General features: G+C 71.3%; 21 protein-coding genes and 1 pseudogene. 11 read left to right on the forward strand and 11 right to left on the reverse strand.

Annotated features, from left to right (window positions below):
• Window positions 1–362: 362 nt before the first annotated feature.
• The gene (locus tag ABT057_RS22915; RefSeq protein ID WP_352345262.1) at window positions 363–1,589 is read right to left on the reverse strand and encodes an ROK family transcriptional regulator; all 1,227 of its coding nucleotides are present in this window, start codon (window positions 1,587–1,589) and stop codon (window positions 363–365) included.
• A gap of 120 nt (window positions 1,590–1,709) precedes the next feature.
• Between ABT057_RS22915 and ABT057_RS22920 the strand changes: the two genes are divergently transcribed.
• The 3 genes from ABT057_RS22920 (at window position 1,710) to ABT057_RS22930 (ending at window position 7,406) form a co-directional block, all read left to right on the forward strand.
• Window positions 1,710–3,218 carry an MGH1-like glycoside hydrolase domain-containing protein gene (locus tag ABT057_RS22920; protein ID WP_502973953.1) on the forward strand — a complete coding sequence of 503 codons (1,509 nt, stop codon included), beginning with the start codon at window positions 1,710–1,712 and terminating at the stop codon, window positions 3,216–3,218.
• Window positions 3,215–5,155: an amylo-alpha-1,6-glucosidase gene (locus tag ABT057_RS22925; protein ID WP_352345264.1), complete on the forward strand. Its 1,941-nt coding sequence runs from the start codon at window positions 3,215–3,217 to the stop codon at window positions 5,153–5,155. The genes ABT057_RS22920 and ABT057_RS22925 overlap by 4 nt, the downstream gene beginning before the upstream one ends.
• A 259-nt stretch (window positions 5,156–5,414) precedes the next feature.
• Window positions 5,415–7,406 (forward strand): alkaline phosphatase family protein, encoded by a 1,992-nt coding sequence (locus ABT057_RS22930; RefSeq protein ID WP_352345266.1) that lies wholly within the window; start codon window positions 5,415–5,417, stop codon window positions 7,404–7,406.
• Between the two features lie 14 nt (window positions 7,407–7,420).
• Here ABT057_RS22930 and dusB read toward each other — a convergent pair whose 3' ends face one another.
• A complete protein-coding gene (gene dusB, locus ABT057_RS22935) occupies window positions 7,421–8,572 on the reverse strand; it encodes a tRNA dihydrouridine synthase DusB (protein ID WP_352345268.1) in 1,152 nt (383 codons plus the stop codon).
• A 65-nt stretch (window positions 8,573–8,637) separates the two neighbouring features.
• On the opposite strand from dusB, the gene ABT057_RS22940 reads away from it, so the two are divergent.
• From ABT057_RS22940 to ABT057_RS22950, 3 genes are all read left to right on the forward strand, one after another.
• A complete protein-coding gene (locus ABT057_RS22940; RefSeq protein ID WP_352345270.1) occupies window positions 8,638–10,083 on the forward strand; it encodes an MFS transporter in 1,446 nt (481 codons plus the stop codon).
• Window positions 10,084–10,161: 78 nt separating this feature from the next.
• Window positions 10,162–10,746 carry an RNA polymerase sigma factor gene (locus ABT057_RS22945; RefSeq protein WP_352345272.1) on the forward strand — a complete coding sequence of 195 codons (585 nt, stop codon included), beginning with the start codon at window positions 10,162–10,164 and terminating at the stop codon, window positions 10,744–10,746.
• On the forward strand, window positions 10,743–11,252 hold the full coding sequence (locus ABT057_RS22950) for a hypothetical protein (RefSeq protein WP_352345274.1): 510 nt from the start codon (window positions 10,743–10,745) through the stop codon (window positions 11,250–11,252). Before ABT057_RS22945 ends, ABT057_RS22950 begins: the two co-directional genes overlap by 4 nt.
• On the opposite strand, the gene ABT057_RS22955 is transcribed toward ABT057_RS22950, so the two are convergent.
• Window positions 11,194–12,081: a helix-turn-helix transcriptional regulator gene (locus ABT057_RS22955; protein WP_352345276.1), complete on the reverse strand. Its 888-nt coding sequence runs from the start codon at window positions 12,079–12,081 to the stop codon at window positions 11,194–11,196. The genes ABT057_RS22950 and ABT057_RS22955 overlap by 59 nt on opposite strands.
• A 101-nt stretch (window positions 12,082–12,182) precedes the next feature.
• Here ABT057_RS22955 and ABT057_RS22960 point away from each other — a divergent pair, with 101 nt between their 5' ends.
• The 3 genes from ABT057_RS22960 to ABT057_RS22970 all read left to right on the forward strand — a co-directional run bounded on the left by ABT057_RS22960 (window position 12,183) and on the right by ABT057_RS22970 (window position 15,178).
• A complete protein-coding gene (locus ABT057_RS22960) occupies window positions 12,183–13,619 on the forward strand; it encodes an MFS transporter (protein WP_352345278.1) in 1,437 nt (478 codons plus the stop codon).
• Between the two features lie 133 nt (window positions 13,620–13,752).
• On the forward strand, window positions 13,753–13,974 hold the full coding sequence (locus ABT057_RS22965; RefSeq protein WP_352345280.1) for a hypothetical protein: 222 nt from the start codon (window positions 13,753–13,755) through the stop codon (window positions 13,972–13,974).
• Between the two features lie 64 nt (window positions 13,975–14,038).
• Entirely contained in the window at window positions 14,039–15,178 is a 1,140-nt protein-coding gene (locus ABT057_RS22970; RefSeq protein WP_352345282.1) for a serine hydrolase domain-containing protein, read from the forward strand.
• Window positions 15,179–15,203: 25 nt separating this feature from the next.
• Here the strand turns inward: ABT057_RS22970 and ABT057_RS22975 are convergent, their stop codons facing one another.
• The 7 genes from ABT057_RS22975 to ABT057_RS23005 form a co-directional block, all read right to left on the reverse strand.
• On the reverse strand, window positions 15,204–16,103 hold the full coding sequence (locus tag ABT057_RS22975) for a UTP--glucose-1-phosphate uridylyltransferase (RefSeq protein WP_352345284.1): 900 nt from the start codon (window positions 16,101–16,103) through the stop codon (window positions 15,204–15,206).
• A gap of 36 nt (window positions 16,104–16,139) precedes the next feature.
• On the reverse strand, window positions 16,140–16,733 hold the full coding sequence (locus ABT057_RS22980; RefSeq protein ID WP_352345286.1) for a TetR/AcrR family transcriptional regulator: 594 nt from the start codon (window positions 16,731–16,733) through the stop codon (window positions 16,140–16,142).
• A 26-nt stretch (window positions 16,734–16,759) separates the two neighbouring features.
• Window positions 16,760–17,773, reverse strand: coding sequence for an aldo/keto reductase (locus ABT057_RS22985; protein ID WP_352345288.1), 1,014 nt, complete (start codon window positions 17,771–17,773; stop codon window positions 16,760–16,762).
• 93 nt (window positions 17,774–17,866) lie between these two features.
• Entirely contained in the window at window positions 17,867–18,763 is an 897-nt protein-coding gene (locus ABT057_RS22990) for an RNA polymerase sigma-70 factor (RefSeq protein WP_352345290.1), read from the reverse strand.
• A 14-nt stretch (window positions 18,764–18,777) separates the two neighbouring features.
• The gene (locus ABT057_RS22995) at window positions 18,778–19,974 is read right to left on the reverse strand and encodes an NAD(P)/FAD-dependent oxidoreductase (RefSeq protein ID WP_352345292.1); all 1,197 of its coding nucleotides are present in this window, start codon (window positions 19,972–19,974) and stop codon (window positions 18,778–18,780) included.
• A 75-nt stretch (window positions 19,975–20,049) separates the two neighbouring features.
• Window positions 20,050–20,244, reverse strand: a complete 195-nt coding sequence (locus tag ABT057_RS23000) for a DUF397 domain-containing protein (RefSeq protein WP_352345294.1) — start codon at window positions 20,242–20,244, stop codon at window positions 20,050–20,052.
• On the reverse strand, window positions 20,226–21,068 hold the full coding sequence (locus ABT057_RS23005) for a helix-turn-helix domain-containing protein (protein ID WP_352345386.1): 843 nt from the start codon (window positions 21,066–21,068) through the stop codon (window positions 20,226–20,228). The genes ABT057_RS23000 and ABT057_RS23005 overlap by 19 nt, the downstream gene beginning before the upstream one ends.
• A gap of 165 nt (window positions 21,069–21,233) precedes the next feature.
• Between ABT057_RS23005 and ABT057_RS23010 the strand changes: the two are divergent.
• Window positions 21,234–21,599, forward strand: a pseudogene (locus tag ABT057_RS23010) (hypothetical protein); the annotation flags it as partial.
• Window positions 21,600–21,760: 161 nt separating this feature from the next.
• On the forward strand, window positions 21,761–22,291 hold the full coding sequence (locus tag ABT057_RS23015) for a DUF4232 domain-containing protein (protein WP_352345296.1): 531 nt from the start codon (window positions 21,761–21,763) through the stop codon (window positions 22,289–22,291).
• A gap of 201 nt (window positions 22,292–22,492) precedes the next feature.
• Here ABT057_RS23015 and ABT057_RS23020 read toward each other — a convergent pair whose 3' ends face one another.
• Window positions 22,493–23,101 carry a lytic polysaccharide monooxygenase auxiliary activity family 9 protein gene (locus ABT057_RS23020; RefSeq protein WP_352345298.1) on the reverse strand — a complete coding sequence of 203 codons (609 nt, stop codon included), beginning with the start codon at window positions 23,099–23,101 and terminating at the stop codon, window positions 22,493–22,495.
• Window positions 23,102–23,234 lie beyond the last annotated feature (133 nt).

Below are 23,234 nucleotides of genomic sequence, written 5' to 3' on the forward strand. Positions count from 1 at the left end.
AGTCAAGGCTTGGCAAGCGCAGAGCCGCCGATGTTTTCACTTCTTGAACGCGACACCCTCTCTCTGACGACATTTTACGCTCAGATGAGCAGCATCCTCCACGTCTGATTTCGATCGATGAACGATCAAGGGATGGCACCCAGTGCCACTCCTTGGAGAAGTGCATTCGATCCATGATCCGCTCATCTGAGCACAACCCCCCTCAGGGGTGGCGAGAATCACGCCGCCGAGGCCCGCCGACGGACTGCGGATTTCACCATGCGGACGCCCTCCGGAACCGGCGGGGCAAGGGAAACACCCTCGTCACACGAGGGTCCCTCACACATCCGGGACCAGCAACCGATCGGCTGCCGAGCCCTCCCTCACACCCCCAGCGCCGCCAGCCGTTCCTCCACCCGATCCGGCGCGTACAGATACTCCACGACCATCGCGCCCGCCCCCACCAGCCCCGCCCGCTCCCCCAGCCGCGAGGTCACCACGTCCAGATGAGCGGTGGAGCGGGGCAGCGCCCGCTGGTAGAGCAGCTCGCGCACCCCGGTCAGGAAGGCGGTCCCGGCCAGATCTCCGGCGATCATCAGGACCCCCGGGTTCAGCAGTGTCACCACCGTCGCCAGTACGTCCCCCACCCTGCGGCCCGCCTCCCGCGCCAGCGCCGCCGCCTCCGGATTCCCGGCCGCGAGCAGGTCCCGCACGTCCGAACCCGAGGCCGCCCGCACTCCGGCCTCGGCCAGCCGCCGCGCCACCGCGCCCCCGCTCGCCACCGCCGCGAGACAGCCGTACGACCCGCAGCGGCACAGCGCCTGAGCGCCCTCGGGAACCCTGATGTGCCCGATGTCCCCGGCTCCGCCGTCGATCCCGCGGAACACCGAGCCGTCGACGACGACCCCCGCACCGATACCCGTCGACACCTTGACCAGGACGAACGCCGAACACTCGGGGTAAGCGGTGCGCTGTTCGCCGTACGCCATGAGGTTCGCGTCGTTGTCGACGAGGACCGGGACCGCGGGCGCCCCGGCGCGTTCCGTGAACGCCCTGACGAGGCGGCCTCTTATGTCGTAGCCGTCCCAGCCCGGCATGATCGGCGGCTGGACGACGCGGCCCGTCTCGGTGTCCACCGGGCCGGGGACCGCGAGTCCGATGCCGCAGACCTCCTCCGGCCGGTGTCCCGCCTTCTCCAGGAGCTCCGCGAACCAGCCGCCGAGCTCGCCGAGCACGGCGTCCGGGCCGTCCTCGATCAGCAGTGTGCCGCCGTGCTCGGCGAGTATCTCGCCGGTCAGGGAGAGGACGGCCGCCCGTGCGTGACGGGTGTCCAGGTCGGCCGCCAGCACCACGGCGTGCGCGTCGTCGAACTCGAGGGTGATGGAGGGGCGGCCGCCGAGCGGTGAGTCCACCGGGCCGCCGGCGCCCTCGCGCAGCCAGCCCGCGCGGAAGAGCCGGTCCAGGCGCTGGCCGACGGTCGCCCTGGACAGGCCGGTGGCCTGCTGGAGGGCACCCCGTGTCGTCGCCCGGCCGCTGCGCACCAGTTCCAGCAGATCTCCGGCGCTGGCCTGACTGCCCGCCCTGCCGGTCCGTCCCGGACGCCCGGTCATGCGCACCCCCTTGTGCTTTCCAAGCTTGCATTACATATTGAGTTTTGCGTGTTAAATAGACGTAACCCTACGGTAGCCACCGCCGAACCCGGTGGCCCAGACGTCTTCGGGGAGCCCCGAGTGGATCGCACCGCCCAGCTCATCGCCCGCCCGGCGGAGTACACCGCCGTATACGATCCGGCGGCTCCGCCGGATCGATCAGGGTCGCCGCACGTCAGGACTCCGGACGTCGGTACTCCGGGCGCCGGGACTCCGGACGTCGGTGCTCTGGGCGCCGGGACTCCGCGCGCCGGAGCCACGCACCTCAGGGCGCTGCGGACCGGGGCGGCGGACGTGCTCGACGGCAACTGGACCGGCACGTCGACCGTGCCCTCGCGCCGGCTGTACCCGCACCAGTGGTCCTGGGACTCCGCCTTCGTCGCGATCGGCCTCCGGCACATCTCGCCGCTGCGGGCGCAGACCGAGCTGGAGACGCTGCTGAACGCCCAGTGGGGTGACGGGCGGGTGCCGCACATCGTGTTCAACCCCTCCGTCCCGCTCGACGCGTACTTCCCGAGCCCCGACTTCTGGCGCTCCTCGGCCGCGGGGCGCGCTGCGGGCGCCCCGCGCACCGTACAGACCTCCGGCATCGTGCAGCCACCGGTGCACGCGCTGGCGGCCTGGCTGGTGCACCGCTCCGACCCGGGGCTTTCCCGGGCACGCGGCTTCCTCGCCCGGGTCTACCCGCGGCTGGCGGCCTGGCACCGCTATCTGCTGCACCGGCGGGACCTCGGCGGGGGCGGGCTCGTCTCCGTCGTACACCCCTGGGAGCAGGGGATGGACAACGCCCCGTCCTGGGACGCCCCGCTCGCCCGGGTGGTACCGGCCCCCGCACGTTCCTTCCGCCGCGCCGACCTCGCGCACGGGTCGGCCGAGGACCGGCCGACGGACCTCGACTACGGGCGGTACGTGCGGCTGGCGACGGACTACCGGGACGGGCAGTACGCCGACGGGCACGGTGACTTCGCCGTGGAGGATCCTTCCTTCAACGCACTGCTCATCGCCTCCGAGCACGCCCTCGCGCACATCGCGCGGGAGCTGGGGGCCTCGGCGACCGCCCGGCACGCGCGCGCGGAGCGGCTGACGGCGGCGCTGGTCGACCGGCTGTGGGACCCGGCCGAGGGCATGTTCCTGTGCCGGGACGTGCGCGGCGGAGAGATGATCGTCGAGCGGGGGGTCTCCGGGCTCGTCCCGCTGCTCCTGCCCGGTCTGCCGCGCGAGGTGGTCGGGGCCGTCGTCCGCACCCTCGAAGGCCCGCACTTCGGACTGGGTACGACGACCCGTCTCGTCCCCAGTTACGACCTGCTCGGCGAGGCCTTCGACCCGCACCGGTACTGGCGCGGGCCCGCCTGGTTCAACACGAGCTGGCTGCTCGAGCGGGGCCTGCGGCTGCACGGCCGTACCGCTCAGGCCGACGCGCTGCGCGAGGCCGCCCTCACCACCGCCCTCACCTCGGACTTCGCGGAGTACGTCGACCCGTACACCGGCGAGGCCTGCGGCGCGACCCGCTTCAGCTGGACCGCCGCGCTCACGCTCGACCTGCTGCACCACCACGTTGCCAGCACACCCAAGGGAGGGGACCGGGGATGACGGACCGGCATCATCTGCTCGTGTACGGCGGTACGTTCGCCGCCGTGGGCGACCGCGGGGACATCAGCGGGGTACGGGGCACCGGCTCCTCCCCGGAGGGGTTATTCGTCAGGGACGCCCGGCACCTCAGCCGCTGGCAGCTGACGGTCGACGGCGCGGTGCCGGAGACGCTGTCGCCGGTGGCGGACGGGGACACCGCACGGTGTGTGCTCGTCCCGCGAGGCGGGCGCAACGAACCGCCGTCCTGCACGCTCTTCCGTGAGCAGGCGGTGGGGGACGCGTCGTTCGTGGAGTCGGTCAGAGTGGTGAGCAACCGCCCGGTGGCCACCACGGTCCGGCTGGCGTTGACCGTCGACGCCGACTTCACAGACCAGTTCGAGCTGCGCTCCGACCACCGTACGTACGAGAAGACGGGCGCCGTCCGCCGCCGCGAGGTCCTGGACGACGGGGTGGAGTTCACCTACCGGCGCGGTGAGTGGAAGTCCTGTACGACCGTCACGACCGAGCCCGCTCCGGACGGCGTGGAGGAGACCGGCACCGGCGCCCGCCGGCTGGTGTGGAAGCTGGAGCTCGAGGCGCACGGCTCCGCCGAACTGATCCTGCGGGTGATGGCCCGGCCGCACGGAGAGAAGCGGGCTCTGCGCGTTCCCCGCTCTCCGTCGGCGATGGCCGAAAAGCTACTTGCGCACGAAGCGGAGTTCGTGGAAGGTGTCGCTTTTCCTACGGAATGGCCCGAACTGGCGACCGCCTGTGTTCGAGGGCTCTCCGACCTGGCCTCGCTCCAAGTTCAGGCCAAAGGTCTGGACGGCGAGGAGCTGCGCGTACCGGCCGCCGGCGCGCCCTGGTTCCTGACACTGCTCGGCCGCGACGCTCTCCTCACCTCTCTCTTCGCGCTCCCCTACCGCCCCGGACTGGCGGCCGCCACGCTCCGGGCGCTCGCCGCCGCCCAGGCGACCGACACCGGTCCGCGGGCGGTGTCCCAGCCCGGCAAGATCGTCCACGAGGTGCGGCACGGCGAGCTTGCCCACTTCGGGCAGGTCCCCTTCGGGCGCTACTACGGCTCGGTCGACGCGACCCCGCTCTTCCTGGTCCTCTTCGGCGCGTACGTCGAGCACACCGGCGACACCGCGACGGCCCGCCGGCTGGAGCGGAACGCCCGTGCGGCGGTCGGCTGGATGCTCGACCACGGCGGACTGACCTCGCGCGGCTACCTGGTCTACCGCGCCGACCAGGGCGGCCTCGCCAACCAGAACTGGAAGGACTCCCCCGGCGCCATCTGCTCCGCGGACGGCACCCGCGCCACCGGAGCGGTCATGGCGGCGGGGGCCCAGGGCTACGCGTACGACGCGCTGCGCCGCACGGCGTGGGTGGCCCGCACGGTGTGGGACGACACGACGTACGCCGCCCTCCTCGAACAGGCGGCCGCCGACCTCCGCGACCGCTTCCAACGGGACTTCTGGATGCGGGAGCGGTCCTTCCCGGCGCTCGCGCTCGACGGGGAGGGCCGCCAGGTCGACGCGCTGGCGTCCGACGCCGGGCATCTGCTGTGGTCGGGGCTCCTGGACAAGGAGTACGGCGAGGTCGTGGGACGGCGGTTGCTGGAGCCGGACTTCTTCTCCGGCTGGGGTGTGCGCACCCTGGCCGCGGGCCAGCCCGCCTACCATCCGCTCTCCTACCACCGCGGTTCCGTGTGGCCGCACGACAATGCGCTGATCACACTGGGGCTCGCCCGCTACGGCCTCCACGACGAGGCCCGCACGGTCGCGCACGGCCTGGTCGACGCGGCGACCGCAACCGGGCACCGGCTGCCCGAGGTGCTCGCGGGCTACGGCCGTGACACCCACGCGGAGCCGGTTCCCTATCCGCACGCCTGTGTCCGCGAATCCCGCTCGGCGGCGGCCCCGTTGGCGCTGCTCACCGCGGTCGGGGGCGCCTGACGCTCACCTCGGCCGGGTGCTTGGTGTCCCGTTTGCACGGTGTTTGCCGAGGACTGGCCGAGGGGGCTGAACACGGGCCGAGGGCAGGCCGTACGAAACTGAGGCGGATCCGACTTCCCGCGTCGGATCCGCCGAATCACCGGGCTTCGTACGGAAGGACCCTCGGGTGCCTGTCTCCACTCGCTCTGACCAGCAGCAGCACGAATCGAAACGACCCGAGGACGACACCGCCGCGGAATCTCCGAAGGAGGCCGCCGAGATGACCGAGGCCGCCGGGGAGACCGAGAAGCCGGAGACCGAGGCCGCCGCGGAAACCGAGAAGCCGGAGACCGAGGAACCGGAGACCGAAGCCGCCGCGGAAACCGAGGAGCCACAGACCGAGGCCCCGGAGACCGAGGTGCCGGAAGCCGACGACACCAACGCCGACACCGACACCACGTCAGAAACGCCCGCCCCCGAGGCCGCTTCAGAAACCCCTGCTCCCGAAACCACCTCCGGGACGCCCTCCGAGGCGCCCTCCGAGGCATCCTCCGAGCCATCCTCCGAGGCCACCGCCCCCGCCCCCGCCTCCCCCCGATCCCGCCTCGCGCACCTCCGGGCCTGGCGTACCCGGTACCCCCAGACCGCCCGGGTGTTGTGGTGGGTCGCGACGGTCGGTTCGGTCGTGCTGGTGATCGGGGCCCTGCTGCTGCCGAACCGGGCGAACGCCATCGTCGTGAACCGGTTCATCCGGCTGCCCGGGGAGGCCATCATCGGGGCGGCCGTGCTGCTGGCCCTGCCGCGCCGGCCGCGGATCGCGCTGGCGGCGTTCGGCGGGGCGGTCCTCGGCGCGCTGACCGTGGTGAACCTGCTCGACATCGGTTTCATCGAGTACCTGGGCCGCCCCTTCAACCTGGTCCTGGACTGGAGTCTGTTGCCCGACGCCCAGTCGTACCTGGCCGACACCATGGGCAAGGCCACCGCCCTCGCCGCCGCGATCGGCGTCGCCGTGCTCGTCGTCCTGCTGGTGACGCTCGTCGCACTGGCCGCGGTCCGGTTCAGCAACCTCCTCATGCTCGACACCCGCCGGGCCACCCGCGCCACGCTCATCGCGGGCACCGCCTGGATCACCTGTTCCGTGATCGGTCTGCAGTGGGCCGGTATCCCGGTCGCCTCCACCCGGGTGGCCGACCGGCTGCACTCCGAGGCGCGTTCGGTGCGCGACACGATGCGCGACGAGGCCGCCTTCGGCAAGACGGCCAGCAAGGACACCTTCGGCAACACGCCGCCCGACCAGCTGGTGCCGGACCTGCGCGGCAAGGACATGATCTTCACGTTCATCGAGAGCTACGGCCGCAGCGCCATCGAGGACCCGATCATGTCGCCCGGCGTCGACGCGACCCTCGAGGCCCGCACCGCGGCTCTCGAGAAGGCCGGCTACCACGCCAAGAGCGGCTGGCTGACCTCGGCGACCTACGGCGGCAGCAGCTGGCTCGGCCACTCCACCACCCTGTCCGGCCTGTGGGTCGACAACCAGCAGCGCTACCGCACGGTGATGAACAGCGACCACCTTTCCCTCACCAAAGCGTTCCAGAAGACGGGTGCCTGGGACACGGTCGGTGTGATGCCGGGTGTGCAGAAGGGCTGGCCCGAGCAGAAGTTCTACGGCCTGGACAAGCTCTACAACGCCTTCCAACTGGGCTACCAGGGACCGAAGTTCAGCTGGTCGACGATGCCGGACCAGTACGCGCTGGAGGCGTTCCAGAAGCTGGAGCACAGCAAGAAGCGCGACAAGCCGCTGATGTCGGAGATCATCCTGACCTCCAGCCACCAGCCGTGGGCGCCGATCCCGAAGATGGTCGGCTGGGACCAGCTCGGTGACGGCTCGGTCTTCAAGGGCATCGAGGCGGCCGGCAACAAGGCGGAAGACGTCATCGCGAACTCCACCAAGTCCCGTGAGGAGTACGGCAAGTCGATCCAGTACTCGGTGACCGCGCTCACCGAGTGGCTGGAGCGCTACGGCACCGACGACACCGTCCTGGTCTTCCTGGGCGACCACCAGCCGATCTCCCGGGTCAGCGGCGACAACGCCAGCCGGGACGTGCCGATCTCGATCGTGGCCAAGGACCCGAAGGTCCTCGACAAGATCGCCGACTGGAACTGGACCGACGGACTCAGGCCCGCCCACAACGCGCCGGTATGGAAGATGAGTTCGTTCCGCGACCGCTTCCTGACGGCCTACGGCTCGACCCCGCACCCCAGCAACGGCTGAGCTCTTAGAGCGCTTCAGCCGCCGGAGGTGTCCAGCTCCGCGTCCTCGGTCAGGCCCGCGCAGTCGTACGGGTCCTTCAGCCAGCCGTCCGGCAGCACCACCCGGTTGTTGCCGGACGTACGGCCGCGGGGGCCGTCGGCACCGGTGGGCCAGGCCTGGTCGAGGTCCAGCTCGTCGAGTCCGGAGCGGAGTTCGGCCAGCGAGGAGGTGATCGCGAGTCGCTTGCGCATCTCGGAGCCGACCGCGAAGCCCTTGAGGTACCAGGCGACGTGCTTGCGGAAGTCGATGACGCCGCGCGACTCGTCGCCGATCCATTCGCCGAGGAGCGTGGCGTGCCGGACCATGACGTCGGCGACCTCGCGGAGGGAGGGGCGCGTGAAGGCCGTGCGTCCCTCGAAGGCCGCCACCAGATCCGCGAACAGCCACGGCCGCCCCAGGCATCCGCGGCCGACCACCACGCCGTCGCAGCCGGTCTCCCGGACCATCCGCAGCGCGTCCTCGGCCGACCAGATGTCCCCGTTGCCGAGGACGGGGATCTCCGGGACGTGTTCCCTGAGGCGGGCGATGGCGTCCCAGTCGGCGGTGCCGCCGTAGTGCTGGGCGGCGGTACGGCCGTGCAGCGCGATGGCCGTGACCCCTTCCTCGACGGCGATCCGGCCGGCGTCGAGGAAGGTGATGTGGTCGTCGTCGATGCCCTTGCGCATCTTCATCGTCACCGGGAGGTCGCCCGCCCCGCCGACCGCCTCGCGCAGGATGGCCCGGAGCAGGTTGCGCTTGTACGGGAGGGCCGAGCCGCCGCCCTTCCTCGTCACCTTCGGGACCGGGCAGCCGAAGTTCAGGTCGATGTGGTCGGCGAGGTCCTCCTCCGCGATCATGCGGACGGCCTTGCCGACGGTCGCCGGGTCGACGCCGTACAGCTGGATCGAGCGCGGTGTCTCGGTCGCGTCGAAGTGGATCAGCTGCATGGTCTTCTCGTTGCGCTCGACCAGCGCCCGGGTGGTGATCATCTCGCTCACGAACAGGCCCTTGCCGCCGCTGAACTCCCTGCACAGGGTGCGGAAGGGCGCGTTGGTGATGCCGGCCATGGGGGCCAGCACGACGGGCGGCTGAACGGTGTGGGGGCCGATCTGCAGGGGCGAGGCGGTCATGGGCACGGTCGTGGACATCCGCCCATTCTCACTTATCGGGCGGCGTGCGGGCGAGATTCATTAGTTAGGCGTACTATTCACGCATGCCCGAGCTCAGCCCCCGCCGACGAATGCTGGTCCTCGCGATCTGCTGCATGAGCCTGCTGATCGTGAGCCTCGACAACACGGTCCTCAATGTCGCGCTGCCCGCGATGGAGCGCGACCTGCACGCGTCCACCGCCGGTCTGCAGTGGACCATCGACGCCTACACGCTGGTCCTGGCCACACTGCTGATGCTCGCGGGCTCCACCGCCGACCGCGTCGGCCGCAGGAAGGTCTTCATGGCGGGCCTGGTGGTGTTCTCCCTCGGCTCGCTGCTGTGCTCCCTCGCGCCGAGCCTGGACCTGCTGATCGCGGCCCGGATGGTGCAGGCGGTCGGCGGTTCGATGCTGAACCCGGTCGCCATGTCGATCATCACCAACACCTTCACCGAGCCGCGTGAGCGCGCCCGGGCGATCGGCGTGTGGGGAGCGGTCGTGGGCATCTCCATGGCGGCCGGTCCGCTGCTGGGCGGTCTGCTGGTGGAGTCGGTCGGCTGGCGTTCGATCTTCTGGCTCAATCTCCCGGTGGGCCTCGCCGCCCTCCTCCTCACCCTCCGTTACATCCCCGAGTCCCGTGCCCCGAAGGCCCGCCGCCCCGACCCGGTCGGCCAGCTGCTGGTGATCGCACTGTTCGGCTCACTGACGTACGCGATCATCGAGGCGCCGGGGGCCGGCCCGGCGACGAGCGGCCCCTTCGCCGCCCTCGCCGTCGCCGCCCTCCTCGGCCTCCTGTGGTACGAGCCCCGCCGCACCGAGCCCCTCATCGACCTGCGGTTCTTCCGCTCGGCGCCGTTCAGCGGGGCGACCGTGGTGGCGGTCAGCGCCTTCGCCGCGCTGGGCGGGTTCCTGTTCCTGTCCACCCTCTACCTCCAGAACGTCCGGGGCCTGGACGCGCTGCACGCGGGCCTGTGGATGCTTCCGATGGCCGTACCGACGTTCCTGTGCGCGCCGCTGTCCGGCCGTCTGGTCGGCACCCGCGGTCCGCGCCTGCCGCTGGCGATGGCGGGCACGGCGTTGACGGCGAGCGCCCTGCTGTTCGCCGCGTTCGACGCGGAGACCTCCGACTCGACGCTGTTCCTCGGGTTCGTGCTGTTCGGCGTGGGCTTCGGCCTCGTGAACGCGCCGATCACGAACACGGCGGTGTCCGGGATGCCGCGCAGCCAGGCAGGGGTGGCGGCGGCGGTCGCCTCCACCAGCCGCCAGCTGGGGCAGACCCTGGGTGTCGCGGTGGTCGGCGCGGTGCTGGCGGCCGGCGTGAACACGACGTCGTACCGCGAGACCTTCGTCCCGGCCGCCGTCCCCGGCTGGTGGATCCTCACCGTCTGCGGCCTCCTCGTCCTCGTCCTCGGTGTCCTGACCACGGGCCCCTGGGCCAGGGGCACGGCGGAGCGCACGGCGGAGCGCCTGCAGGCGAACGAGGTCCGTGAGGCGGCGGGCGTCAGCGCCTGAACCGCGCACCAGGCACCTCCGTAACGCTTCTCGGGGCCCGGTCCAAGAACAGGTGTGGCCTACGAGAAGGAGGCGCCTGTGGACGGCGGAGAGCGGATAGGACTCTTAGAGCGGTTCGACGAGTTCTACCGGCGGCATGTGGACGCGGTGACGCGGTTCGTGGCGCGGCGGGTCGACGATCCGCACACGGCGGCCGATCTGACGGCCGAGATCTTCCTCGCCGTGCTCGACTCGGCGCACACCTACCGGCCCGGCCTCGGCAGCGAGACGGCGTGGCTGTACGGCATCGCGCGCAACGTCGTGTCGTCGGAGCGGCGGCGGGCCGCGCGGGAGGCCGAGCGGAACCGGCGTTTCTCCGGGCGCCGGCTGCTGGAGGCGGACGACATCGCGCGGCTGGAGGACAAGCTCGACGCGGAGAGCCCGGGGCGGCGGCTGCTGGCCGCGCTCGGCACGCTGCCGGAGGGCGAGCGCGCCGTGCTGGAACTGGTGGCGGTGGACCAGCTCACGGTCACCGAGGCGGCGGCCGCGCTGGGCATCCGCCAGGTCACGGCCCGGGTCCGGCTGCACCGAGCGCGCAAGGCGCTCCGGGCACAGGCGGATCCCGCCCCCGTGGCGGAAACGCAGGCAACGGCAGTACTGCACGTCGTCAGGGGAGAGGCATGAGCGCGCGGGAGACGTTCGAGGACCGGCTGCTGGAGGAACTGAAGCGGGAGATCGAGCTCCGGGGGGCGACCGGCGCCGCTCCTGTTCCCGTACGACGTCGGGCGCTCACCCCCCGCCGTGTCGTCCTCGCCCTCGCCGCGTGCGCCGCGGTCGCGCTCGCCCCCGTGGTGATGCCGGGTTCGCCGGGCGGTTCGGCGGCGTACGCGGTGGAGCGGCACGGGGACGGCAGTGTGACGCTCACGGTGAAACGGCGCGTCGTGGACCGGCAGGAGCTGGCGAAGGTCCTCGGCAGGGACGACATCAAGGTGACGGCGTGGGGCTCGAACGTCGCCCTGTGCCTGCAGTCGATCGTGCTGCGTCCCGGAGACAGGGTCGCCCTCGACGACCGGGGCAACCCGGTGCGGACCATCGACGGCAAACCCGTGAAGGTGCTGGCCGTGTGCCCCGCTAGCCCGCGGCCAGCAAGTACAGCTTCTCCAGCCGCTCCCGCGTCTCCTCGTCGATAGGCGTGTACGTCACCATCCGCGCCGACTGTTCCGGGCTGAGCCAGAGGTCCGTGTGCTGGACGTCGAGGAGGCCCACGTGGGGGTTGCGGAACTGCTTGGTCTTGGTGCGGTTGGCGACGACCTCGTAGCGCTCCCAGTTCTCGCAGAACTCGGGTGACTCGGCCTGGAGGCGCTTGACCAGCATCTTCCAGGCCGGTTCGGTGAGGTGGCCGGCCATCGAGGCCCGCAGTTTCGCGGCCATCAGGCGCATCGTCTCCTCCAGGTGCACGATCGACGCCCGCCACTCGGGGTTGGTGTGGACGAGCAGCATGCAGTTGCGGTCCTCGGGCGGGATGGCGTCGAGGTCGCACAGGAGGAGGGAGTAGGTGCGGTTGTAGGCGAGGATGTCGTAGCGGCTGTTCTGGACGCAGGCGGGCAGCGGGTCGAGCTGGTCGAGCAGTTGGCGCACGGAGTCGGTGACGCCGTCGCAGGACGCGGCGGGGGTCGGGTCGACCTCGCCGGCCAGCTGGAAGAGGTGGGCGCGCTCGCTCTTGTCCAGCAGCAGCGTGCGGGCGAGCGCGTCGAGGACCTGGACGGAGACGTGGATGTCCCTGGCCTGCTCGAGCCACGTGTACCAGGTGACGCCGACGGCGGAGAGGTGGGCGACCTCCTCTCGGCGCAGTCCGGGCGTTCGGCGTCGGGGTCCGCGCGGCAGACCCACCTGTTCGGGGGTGATGCGGTCGCGCCGGCTGCGCAGGAACGCGGCCAGTTCGTGCCGTCGTGTCTCCGAACCGGCGCCGGCCTGCTCCTGAAGCGCCGACCGGGCGGTCGACTGGACCATCGTCGTCATACCTCCAGCGTGCCGCGAGCCGGATCCTGTTGCCAGGTACTCCTTGTACCAGGACAAGGACACTCTGGTACCCGTCTGGGAGGGGGCGCAGGCTCGACTGCGTGACCCAGACAACCACCACTGTCCCACCGGGCACCCGGACGGTCTCCGGCCCGGTCCGCCCGCTCGGCTCCCTCGGTCTGTTCACCGTGCTGCTCGGCGCGGCACTGCCCCTCATCGACTTCTTCATCGTCAACGTCGCCCTGCCCACCATGGGCCGGGACCTCGGCGCGAGCGAGTCGGTCCTCGAACTCGTCGTCGCCGGGTACGGCGTCGCGTACGCCGTCCTCCTCGTTCTCGGCGGACGGCTCGGCGACCTCTTCGGCCGGCGTCGGCTGTTCCTCGGCGGGATGGCCGCCTTCGGTCTGACCTCGCTGGCCTGCGGCCTCGCACCCGACGCGTGGTCGCTGGTCGCGGCGCGGGTCGCGCAGGGCGCCTCGGCCGCGCTCATGGTTCCGCAGGTGCTCGCCACCATCCAGTCCTCCACGGAAGGGCCCCGCCGCGCGAAGGCGATGAGCCTGTACGGCGCCACGGCCGGCCTCTCGATGGTGGCGGGCCAGATCCTGGGCGGGGTGCTGGTCGCGGCGGACGTCGCCGGCACCGGCTGGCGGTCGGTGTTCCTCGTGAACGTGCCGGTCGTCGTCCTGGGCCTGGTGCTGGCCGTGCGCGCCGTGCCCGAGACCCGCTCCCGGCATCCCGAGCCGGTGGACGTCCCCGGCACGGTCCTGCTCGCCGCCGCGCTGCTCGTGCTGCTCGCCCCGCTCACCGAGGGCCGGGCTGCGGGCTGGCCGCTGTGGACGTGGCTGTCGCTGGCCGTGTTCCCGCTGTTGGCGGCCGCGTTCTACGTCGTGGAGCGGCGGGCCGACCGTCGCGGCCGTACGCCTCTCGTGCCGCCGAGCCTGTTCGCGCTGACCACGCTGCGGCGTGGGCTGATCATCATGGTGCCGTTCTCGATCGGCTTCAGCGGGTTCATGTTCGTCGTGGCGGTGGCGCTGCAGCGCGGGGCGGGCCTGGGCCCGGTCCCGGCCGGGCTGGCACTGGCCCCGATGGCGCTGGCCTTCTTCTGCGCCTCGCTCGCCGGTCCCCGGCTGGTGACCCGGTTCGGGACGCGGCTGGTGACGGCGGGGTCGGTGCTTCAGGGGATCGGCATCCTGCTGATCGTGCTCGCGGTGCGCGCCGGCTGGCCGGACGTCGGGATCGTGGAACTGCTCCCGGGCGCGGCGGTCGCCGGCACCGGCCAGGCCTTCCAGCTCCCCATCATCATGCGGATCGTGATGTCCGAGGTGCCGCCGGTCCGTGCGGGCGTCGGCAGCGGGGTGATGGTGACCACCCAACAGACGTCACTGGCGCTGGGCGTGGCCACCCTCGGCACCCTGTTCCTGTCCCTGGTCCCGGGGATGGGCATGCGGGACGCGCTGGTGACGACCCTGATCGTGCAGTTGGGCGCCGTGGTCGTGACGGGCCTGCTGACCCTGCGCCTGCCGCGCGACATCGTGTAGTACTCCGGCACGCAGGAAACGGCTTGGTCAACTCGGGGTCCGGAATCCCCTGTTGATGTTGTGACTGCTGCACACTCCTTGCTGGCCGAGTTCGCCCGGACGGGACTGCCCGGACAGGACGCTGGAGGGCGTCATGATGGAGATCAGCACGAGCAAGGTGAGCCGCTGGGACCAGCACGGACGTGAGCACGTCGTGCGGGTGCGGCGCACGGGAGTGCAGCGCACCATCAGATGTGACACGTGCGGCTGGCGCAAGGGCGCGCAGTTCCTGCCCTGGCTGAAGGCTGCCGAGCATCTGGCGGAGGCGCACCAGGCGACCGTGGATCCGTCGGACAGCGGCCCGCAGCAGCGATGAGTTCCGGGCGCACGGGGAGTCGTCATCGACGACAGCACTGTTCCCGCACCGGAAGGCCCGCGGCATGAGCGCCCTGTACAAGACCCTGCGACGGTACGCCGACGACGGCACGGTCCCGGGAGCGGTGGCCCTGGTGGCCCGGGGGGACGAGGTGGAGGTGGTGGCCGTCGGGTCGCTGGACGCCGACGGCTCCGCGCCGATGACCCGGGACTCGCTCTTCCGGATCGCCTCGATCACCAAGCCGCTCGTCGCGGCGGCGCTGCTGATGCTGGTGGAGGACGGGACGGTCGCGCTGACCGCGCCGGTCGCCGAGTGGCTGCCGGAGCTGGCGGATCCGGTGGTGGTCCGTACGCCGTCCTCGCCCGTCGAGGACGTCGTCCCGGCGGCCCGCCCCATCACGGTGGAGGACCTGCTGAGCTCCCGCCCGGGCTGGGGCTTCCCGTCCGACTTCGCGCTGCCCGCGGTGCAGGCCCTGTTCTCCGTGCAGAAGGACGGCCGGAACCCGGCGGCGTTCCCCGACCCGGCGGCCTGGCTGCGGGACCTGTCCCGGGTGCCGCTGCTGTACCAGCCGGGCGAGGCCTGGCTCTACAACACGGCCTCCGACCTGCAGGGCATCCTGATCGCGCGGGCCTCGGGCCGTGGCCTCCCGGACTTCATGGCGGAGCGGCTGTTCGAGCCGCTGGGCATGAAGGACACCGCGTTCGAGGCGCCGGCGGAGAAGCGGGACCGTTTCACGACCGCCTACCGTCCCGACGGGGCGGGCGCGTTGGAGGTGACGGACCGGCCGGACGGCCAGTGGAGCCGGGTGCCGGTGTTCCCCTCGGGCGCGGGCGGCCTGGTCTCGACGGCCGACGACTGGCTGGCCTTCGCCCGCCTGCTCCTGGACGGGGGCGGCCGTCTCCTCTCCCCCACGTCCGTCAGCCGCATGACGAGCAATCACCTCAGCGCGGAGCAGCGGGAGTCGGGTGCGCTCTTCCTGGAGGGCCAGGGCTGGGGCTACGGCGGCAGCGTCGATGTCGCGCCCCTGGACCCGTGGAACGTGCCGGGCCGCTACGGCTGGGTCGGCGGCACCGGCACCACGGCCCACATCATCCCGGCGACCGGCACGGTGACGATCCTCCTCACCCAGGTGGCGATGGAGAACCCGACGCCGACCGGGCTGATGCGGGAGTTCTGGCGGTGTACGGCGGGGCCGGGGGACTAGGGGCCCGGGGACCAGGAACCGGGGACTAGGAACCGGAGTCGAGGTCGCTGACCAGGCCGCGCAGGACCGGGCCGTACTCGGGGTGGGCGAGGGCGTGGGCCATCTGGGCGACGAGGTAGTCGGCCGGGTTGCCGGTGTCGTACCAGCGGCCCTGGATGACCTGCCCGTACACCGCCCGGGTCGAGGCGTAGGCGTTGATCGCGTCGGTGAGGTAGATCTCGCCGGTCTTGTGCTCGTACCAGCGCCGGGTCTGCTCGCGCAGTTCGTCGACGATGCCGGGGGTGATGACGTATCCGCCGATGGCCGCGTACGCGGACGGCGCGGCGGCGGGGTCCGGCTTCTCGACCAGGCCGGTGATGCGGAGCGTGCCGTCGCCGAGGTCCTCCTTGACGAGGGGCACGCCGTAGCGCTGGGAGTCGGCGGGCTCCATCGGCAGGAGCGCCAGGACGGGGCAGCCGGTCTGCTCGTAAGCGCGGATCAGCTGCTGGGCGCGGGGGACCTCGGCCACGAAGACGTCGTCGGGCCAGAGGACGAGGACGGGCTCGTCGCCGAAGGAGCGGGCGGCGTTCAGCACCGGGGTGCCGTTGCCGTACGGGCCGCGCTGGTCGAGGTAGGTGATGTGGCCCCGGCGGGCCAGCTCGGCGATCTCCTCGACCGCGTCGGCGTAGGCCGGCTTGCCGTCGGCGCGCAACTGGTCGACGAGGGCGGGGTTGGGGCGGAAGTGGTCCTGGATCAGGGACTTGCCGCCGGAGACGACGATGGTGATGTCGGTGATCCCGGAGTCCACCAGCTCCCGCACGGTGTGCTCGATCACCGGTTTGTCGCCGACGGGGAGCATCTCCTTCGGCGTGGCCTTGGTAAGGGGCAGCAGGCGTGAGCCGAGTCCGGCGGCGGGGATCACGGCCCGGCGAATCGTCGGAGGCATCAGGTCTCCCTCGTCGTCTCTCGGGTCCGCGCAACTCTAGCTGGCCCGCAACCCACGCAACAGCAGTCCCACCAGCGCTTCGAAGTCGTCGTCGGCCTCCGGGCGCTGCCACAGTCCGAAGTAGCCGGGGTCGTGGAAACGGCCGGAAGCCTGGAAGACGGCACGGGCCTCGGTCGCCGGGTCGGGGACGGCGAAGGCACCGGAGGCGACACCCGCCTCGATGATCTCCGTCAACTGACCGATCAGCTCGGCGAGGTGCTCGCCGACCGCCTCGCCGCTCTCCTTGGACAGCACCATGTAGGTGGCGAACAGCTCGGGGTCGTCCCCCGCCTTGCGGCGCTTGGCCTCGAAGAGGGCGGCGAGCCAGTCCCGCACCCGGACCTCCGGGTCCCGGTCCCCGTCCGCCGCGATGTCCGCGAGCACCCCCGACATCTCGTCCAGCCACCGCTTGGAGACCGCCGCGCGCAGCGCCGCCTTCGTCCGGAAGTGCCGGTAGACACTGCCGTGGCTGACGCCGAGCGCGCGGGCCACGTCGACCACGGTGGCCTTGGCCGGGCCGTGGCGGCGCAGCACCTCCTCGGTCGCTTCGAGGATGCGCTCGGCGGTCAGGGTCTCGGTGGTCGCTGCCATGCCCTAGACGGTACCCGGCGCCACGATCACTGCTCCGTGCCGAGACGTGCCATCGCCGGGGCCGGGTAGCGGGTGCCGGCCGCCGCGTCCGCCGGGACGGCCTCCTCGATCGCCGCCAGGTCCGCCGCGTCGAGTACGACGTCCAGGGCGCCCAGCGACTCGGTGAGCCGCTCCCGGGTGCGGGCGCCGACCAGCGGCACGATGTCCTCGCCGCGCGAGAGGACCCAGGCGGTCGCGATCTGGGCGACCGTCACCCCCTTCCCTTCGGCGATCTTGCGCAGGGCGTCGACGAGGTCGAGGTTGTGGTGGAGGTTGTCGCCCTGGAAGCGGGGCGAGACGGAGCGGTAGTCGTCCGCGCCGAACCGGCTGTCGCGGGTGACGTGGCCGGAGATCAGGCCCCGTGCGAGCACTCCGTACGCCGTGACGGCGATGCCCAGCTCACGCATGGTCGGCAGGATCTTCCGCTCGATGTCGCGGGTGATGATCGCGTACTCCAGCTGGACGTCGGCGATGGGCGCGGTGGCGGCGGCCCGCCGAATGTCCTCCGCGCTCGCCTCGCTGAGGCCGATGTGCCGGACGTGGCCCTTCTCGACGAGTTCCGCGATCGCGCCGACCGTCTCCTCGATCGGCACGTCCGGGTCGACGCGGGCGATGCGGTAGACGTCGATGTGGTCGACGCCGAGGCGCTGAAGGGAGTAGGCGGCGAAGTTCTTCACGGCGGCGGGCCGGCCGTCGTAGCCGTTCCAGCCGCCGTCCGCGTCGCGCAGGGCGCCGAACTTGACGCTGACCAGGGCCTGTTCGCGGCGGGCCGCGGGGGCGGTGCGCAACGCCTCGCCGACCAGCAGCTCGTTGTGCCCCATGGCGTAGAAGTCGCCGGTGTCGAGCAGGGTCACGCCCGCCTCCAGGGCGGCGTGGACGGTGGCGATCGCCTCGGTGCGGTCGGTGTCGCCGTACACGGCGGAGGACATGCCCATGCAGCCGAGGCCGAGGGGGAAGACCTGGGGGCCGGTGGTGCCGAGGGTGCGCGTGGGTGTCGTCATGCCGATCACCCTGACATGACAGCTGACAGATTTCAATATCTGTCAGCTGCTATCCGCCATCTGTTATCTGCAAGCCACCGGCCGTGGCGGGTGTCAGCGCAGGGTGAGCGGGGTCTCCGAGTCGATGCGGGAGAGCTTTTGGGGGTTGCGGACGTAGTAGAGGCCGGCGATGCGCCCCTCCTCGACGCGGGCCGCCAGGACGCCGTCGATCTCGCCGCCCAGGCTCAGGACGAGTGCCGGGTTGCCGTTGACCACGGTGAGGTCGGCGGTGAGCGGGGCCCCCGTCCTGCCGAGGTGGCCCAGGGCGAAGCGGACGATGTTGTCGGCCCCGACGATCGGCCGCCGCGCCGCCTGTTTGATGCCGCCGCCGTCGCTCACCAGGACGACCTGGGGGGCGAGCACATCGAGGAGGCCCTGGGGGTCCCCGGTCTCGAGCGCGAGCCGGAACGACTCCAGGGCCGCCTTCACCTCGCCCGGGGAGACCACCTCTCGGGGCCGGGCCGCGTCGACGTGCTTGCGGGCCCGGTGGGCGACCTGCCGGACGGCCGCGGGGCTCTTGCCGACCGCCTCGGCGATCTCCTCGTAGCCGACGTCGAACACCTCGCGCAGCACGAACACCGCCCGCTCGGTCGGCGAGAGCCTCTCCAGGACGAGCATGAGCGCCATCGACACGCTCTCGGCGAGCTCGACGTCCTCGGCCACGTCGGGCGCGGTGAGCAGCGGCTCGGGCAGCCACGGGCCGACGTAGGCCTCCTTGCGGCGCGTCATCGTGCGCAGCCGGTTGAGCGACTGGCGGGTGGTGATCCGGACCAGGTACGCGCGCTGGTCGCGCACCTGCCCGGGGTCCACCTCGACCCACCGCAGCCACGTCTCCTGGAGGACGTCCTCGGCGTCGGCCGCCGAACCGAGCATCTCGTAGGCGACGGTGAAGAGCAGGTTGCGGTAGGCGACGAACGTCTCGGTCGCCGCGTCGGTGGCGTGGTCGCTCATGTCGTCCGTGCCCTTCAGAGAGTGGCGGGCGCCGCGGCGGGCTCGTCCTTGGTCTGCAGAGACTGCCCGCGCTCGGCGTCCTTGGCCCAGGACCAGCTGAGGGAACCCGGCTTGCGGCCCTCGTCGGCCAGTTGCCTGACCGTGGCCCGGCAGATGAACTCCTTGAGCTTCGCGGCGGGGCGGCCTCCGAGGTGGAGCTTCGTCGCGGTGTCGTCGCGGTGGGCGTACTGGAAGATGCCGGCGCGCCGCCCGAGGCTGATGCACTGGCCGACGAACCCCATCTCGATGGGCGTGGGCCGCTCCCCCGCGATCCGCCTGAGCACCGTGTCGGCGGCGTGCGCGCCCAGCGGACCCGCGGCCTGGCAGCTCATCCGCAGCGGCAGGTCCGACGGCGCCGCCGAGTCCCCGGCCGCTACGACCCGTCCGTCGTCCACGCTGGTCAGCGTCTCGTCGGTGAGGAGACGCCCCAGGGCGTCGGTGGTCAGCCCGCTGCGCGCGGCCAGGTCCGGGACACCGAATCCGGCGGTCCAGACGGTGACCGCGCTCGGCAGCTCGCGGCCGTCACCGAGCCGTACGGCGTCCCGCGCCACCTCCGTCACCTTCGCGCCGGGGCCTTCGAGCACGGTCACCCCGAGTGCGGCCAGCCGACCGGCGACCGAGCGCCGACCGCGCGGGTGCAGATACGGGCCCATCACCTCACCGCACACCAGGGTCACCGCGCGGCCCGTCTCGGCGAGCTCGGCGGCGGTCTCGATACCGGTCGGACCGGCGCCGACGACGGTCACCGGGGCCGTGGCGGGAGCGGCGGCGAGGACCGGCCGCAGCCGCTGCGCGTCCTCCAGGGTGGCGATCGGGTGGGCGAACTCGGCGGCGCCGGGCACGGCCGGGTCCGCACTGCCGCTGCCCACGGCGTAGATCAGGTAGTCGTAGCCGACCGTGCCGCCGGTGGCCAGGGTCAGGGTGCGCTCGGCCGTGTCGATCAGCGTCACCGTGTCGACGACGAGTCCGACGCGCTCGCCCAGGATCTTCCGGTAGTCGACGACGGCATCGTGGGATCCGCCGACCAGCTGGTGCAGGCGGATCCGCTCGACGAAGGTGGGGCGCGGGTTGATCAGCGTCACGGTCACGTCGTCGCGCTGGGTCAGACGATTGGCCGCCATGACGCCCGCGTACCCGCCGCCGATGACGACCACATCAGTGTTCCCGGTCATGGTGTCTCCTCCGCGTGATGGGAATTCGCCCCCAAGACACCTCGCGACCGGCCTTTGTGACATGTGTGACGCGGATCACTCCATACGGAGACCTTGTACGAAGGCAGCCCAGGCGCCCGCGCCGAAGAGGAGGGGGGTGAGGTGGGGCGCCTTGCTGTCCCGAACGGGGACGACGGGGAGGTCGTCGGCGACTTCGAGGCACTCGCCGCCATCAGAGTTGCTGTAGCTGCTCTTGCGCCACGTCACACTGCTCAGGTCGATGGCCCGCACGGCACTTCCTCCAACATCCGCAAGATGAACGTCCGCGACCCGGCAGGGCTAAGCGCCAGGTCACGAACCCCATCATAGGTACGGTGCAGGCGCTCAACCCTGCTGGTTTCTTCCACCAGTTCACCCCGTACGTCGAGTTCGGTATAGGCGACCGTTCGGCCTTCCGGCAGGCGCAGGAACATCATGGAGGTGCCGTCCAGCGGGTGCAGTCCCGTGCCGAACGGCAGCACATGAACGGCGATGTTCGGGCGCTCCGAGGCCTCCACCAGATACTCCAGCTGCTCCCGCCATTCGCCGGGGTCGCGGAGCGCATTACGCAACACCGCCTCGGAGAGAATCGCGCGGAACGGCGGCGCATCGGGCCCCTCCAGCACGCTCCGCCGCCCGACCCGCGCCTCGACCTGCTGCTCCAGCCCCTCCCCCGTGAGGCCACCCGCCGCGAGGGCTTCCCGTGCGTACCCGGCCGTCTGCAGCAACCCAGGCGGCCTGCTCACGCCGTAGTGCCACAGCCCGATCGCCCCGGCCTCCAACTCCATGTACCGCCGATACTGCTCCTTGAACTGGCTCGTATCCCCAACCGCCAGCTCCCACAGCGTCAACAGCATCGAACCGGTGCCGTAGTGCTGATCCAGCGCCTCCACAACCTCCGGACTCCCCAGGCTCTGGCCCCCTTCCATCTTCCCGAAGGTCGACGCGGTCCAGCCGAGCACCTCTTCCAACTGCCGCAGGCTGTCCCCCTTGTCGGCCCGCAGTAAGCGCAACTCCTCCGCGAACCGTCGCCGGGGTTCCTGGCTGCGACCCGTGACCACCCGCCTCGCCGGCATCTCGCCCCTTTCGCATTTGTTGAATTTGCGCCGCCGAACGACCACCCGGCCCACGTCAGCGGCATGTCGGCCGTCCCGGGCGGCCATCCTGGCCACGGCCCTCACCACTCAGAGTAGCCCAATCCTCACAATTAGTATGCAAGTTGGGTAAAAGGAGCGCGCGACATGCAGTACGAACCCGGGACCCTCCTCTACGACCCGGCCACCGGCAAGTTCGGCGAGTACCAGGACCGTTCCGGCCCCTACGCGATGCTGCGACCGGTCGGCGGCGGCCGGGAGTGGCAGGCCGACCCGGAGTCGCTGCGGCCCGCGACCGAGCGGGAGCGCCTGCACGCGGGCGTCCGCGCGGCGAACGGGCGGGCCAGGACCGACGGGCCGTTCATGCTCGGCCTGCGCCGCCCGCCCGAGCCGGAGCCGGACTGCCCGGAGTGCACGGAGCTGGCGACCCGCCGTGCCGAGGCCCGCGCCGCCCACGACTACAGCGCGGAGACCGACGCGAACGTACTGCTGCGCAAGCACCAGCGCTCCGACGGCTCCACTCCGGCCTGTAATCGCGCAGAACCAGCGCGACGACCGGGGCCGGGGATCGAAACTTCTGTCGAAACTTGATCATCTGCCTGTGACAGAGCCGTCGAAAAGTCTCCCCAATACTGGTGATCACACCGACCGATCAACGGGGACATGGAGACATCATGCGTTTACGGAATCTCACCGCCGCCCTCACCGCCACGGCCGCTCTCGGCCTCGGCCTGGCCGCCTTCAGCGGCACGGCCAACGCGGGCACGGGCGGCGACCCGGCGGCCTCCTCCGCGCCCGCGTGTGACACGTCGGCTCTGGACATCAGCTTCGACAGGAAAGCCATCTACAGCGCCCCGGGTGAGCAGATTCCGGTGATCGTTCACATGGCGAACACCAGCGACGCCACCTGTACCCTCCAGGGCTTCCCCACCGTGGACCTGACGGACGGCACCGACACCTGGCCCCTGGCGCACAGCAGCGGCGCCGAGAACCAGGTCGCCGTGACCCCGGGCAAGAGCGCACAGTTCGTCATCACCTATATCTCGTGGGCGGAGGGCAGCGGCACGGAGTTCAAGGCGACCTCCGCCGTGATCACCCCGCCCGGGGCGACGACCTCCGTGACGCTCCCCTGGCCTGGCAGCAGCATCCTCGACCAGTCCGGCGCCACGCACTCCGGGACGTACGTGAGCCCCGTCACCGCGTAACCGTCCGCCGCCCCGAAAGCCGCGCGGCCGCGCCTCCTTCCCCCGGGAGCGCGGCCGCGCTTCTTCGTCACTGAGCTTGCAGGGCGCCGACGACGAGGGGTACGGGTGTGTGAGCTCGGCAAGTTCCTCGGCGCACAGACACGACGAGTCCGGCCCTGCCGCTCACGCGGCGGGGCCGGACCCAGGATCTTCGCGAACCTCCTAGGTGAAGTTCACGTCGGTCACCTGGTAGAAGGCGTTACCGGTGTCCGCGACCTCCCACACGCCGAGAACCACGTGGTAGCCCTCGCGCTGCGGCAGCGTGATCGTGTGCTCCACCGGGCCCTGCGGCGGGTCCGGCAGGTGCCAGTACTCCGTACTCCCGTTCGGCTCCAGCTTCGCGAACGGCGTGGGTTCGAACTGGGCCCGCGACAACGGCTGCGACGGGTCCCAGCCGTTCTTGGTGACGAAGTAGTTGTAGCGGCGCGTCTTGTGCTGCATCGTGAAGTTCCAGACGACCTTCAGCTGCGCACCCGACGCGAGATCGATCTTCGGCCAGTCCCGCACCTCGTCCAGCTGAGGGGCACCGCCGTGGGGGTAGCCCGCGCTGGCGATCTTCCCGTCCGGCGGCGGCGTGTCACTGGGGATGTCGGACGGCTGCAGGGGATCCGCTTGGCCCCCCTGCGTCGCCGGGAAGAACTTGCCCGCCTCCAGCGCGTTGGACGGATAGCCGTTTTTGAACAGGATGGCCGCTCGGGACGGCGGCTGGGTCATCCACCCGTGAAGCGGGGCGGCATCCTGGGTGGAGCGCGTGGTCTTCGCTGTTGCCATCGTTCCTGATCCTCCTTCTCGGCAGGCCCGAGGGACCTTCCGCGTGCGAGGGGATTCGTCGAGGCCTTCGTGTCGTCCGGATTCCGACGACGAGGCCGCGTCACGCAGACTGCGGCTCTCCTCGGCCGATCTT

Origin of the sequence: Streptomyces sp. NPDC002588 (assembly GCF_040295925.1) — a bacterium.
Classification (GTDB): Bacteria; Actinomycetota; Actinomycetes; order Streptomycetales; family Streptomycetaceae; genus Streptomyces.

Bases quoted from the DNA above. Each gene is read 5' to 3' on its own strand.
- ABT057_RS22930 (WP_352345266.1), top strand. From the start codon at position 5,415: ATGACCGAGGCCGCCGGGGAGACCGAGAAGCCGGAGACCGAGGCCGCC.
- ABT057_RS22990 (WP_352345290.1), bottom strand. From the start codon at position 18,763: ATGAGCGACCACGCCACCGACGCGGCGACCGAGACGTTCGTCGCCTAC.
- ABT057_RS22955 (WP_352345276.1), bottom strand. From the start codon at position 12,081: ATGACGACGATGGTCCAGTCGACCGCCCGGTCGGCGCTTCAGGAGCAG.
- ABT057_RS22985 (WP_352345288.1), bottom strand. From the start codon at position 17,773: ATGACGACACCCACGCGCACCCTCGGCACCACCGGCCCCCAGGTCTTC.
- ABT057_RS23015 (WP_352345296.1), top strand. From the start codon at position 21,761: ATGCGTTTACGGAATCTCACCGCCGCCCTCACCGCCACGGCCGCTCTC.
- dusB (WP_352345268.1), bottom strand. From the start codon at position 8,572: ATGTCCACGACCGTGCCCATGACCGCCTCGCCCCTGCAGATCGGCCCC.
- ABT057_RS22980 (WP_352345286.1), bottom strand. From the start codon at position 16,733: ATGGCAGCGACCACCGAGACCCTGACCGCCGAGCGCATCCTCGAAGCG.
- ABT057_RS22915 (WP_352345262.1), bottom strand. From the start codon at position 1,589: ATGACCGGGCGTCCGGGACGGACCGGCAGGGCGGGCAGTCAGGCCAGC.
- ABT057_RS22965 (WP_352345280.1), top strand. From the start codon at position 13,753: ATGATGGAGATCAGCACGAGCAAGGTGAGCCGCTGGGACCAGCACGGA.
- ABT057_RS23005 (WP_352345386.1), bottom strand. From the start codon at position 21,068: ATGCCGGCGAGGCGGGTGGTCACGGGTCGCAGCCAGGAACCCCGGCGA.
- ABT057_RS22950 (WP_352345274.1), top strand. From the start codon at position 10,743: ATGAGCGCGCGGGAGACGTTCGAGGACCGGCTGCTGGAGGAACTGAAG.
- ABT057_RS23020 (WP_352345298.1), bottom strand. From the start codon at position 23,101: ATGGCAACAGCGAAGACCACGCGCTCCACCCAGGATGCCGCCCCGCTT.
- ABT057_RS22940 (WP_352345270.1), top strand. From the start codon at position 8,638: ATGCCCGAGCTCAGCCCCCGCCGACGAATGCTGGTCCTCGCGATCTGC.
- ABT057_RS22975 (WP_352345284.1), bottom strand. From the start codon at position 16,103: ATGCCTCCGACGATTCGCCGGGCCGTGATCCCCGCCGCCGGACTCGGC.
- ABT057_RS22970 (WP_352345282.1), top strand. From the start codon at position 14,039: ATGAGCGCCCTGTACAAGACCCTGCGACGGTACGCCGACGACGGCACG.
- ABT057_RS22995 (WP_352345292.1), bottom strand. From the start codon at position 19,974: ATGACCGGGAACACTGATGTGGTCGTCATCGGCGGCGGGTACGCGGGC.
- ABT057_RS22925 (WP_352345264.1), top strand. From the start codon at position 3,215: ATGACGGACCGGCATCATCTGCTCGTGTACGGCGGTACGTTCGCCGCC.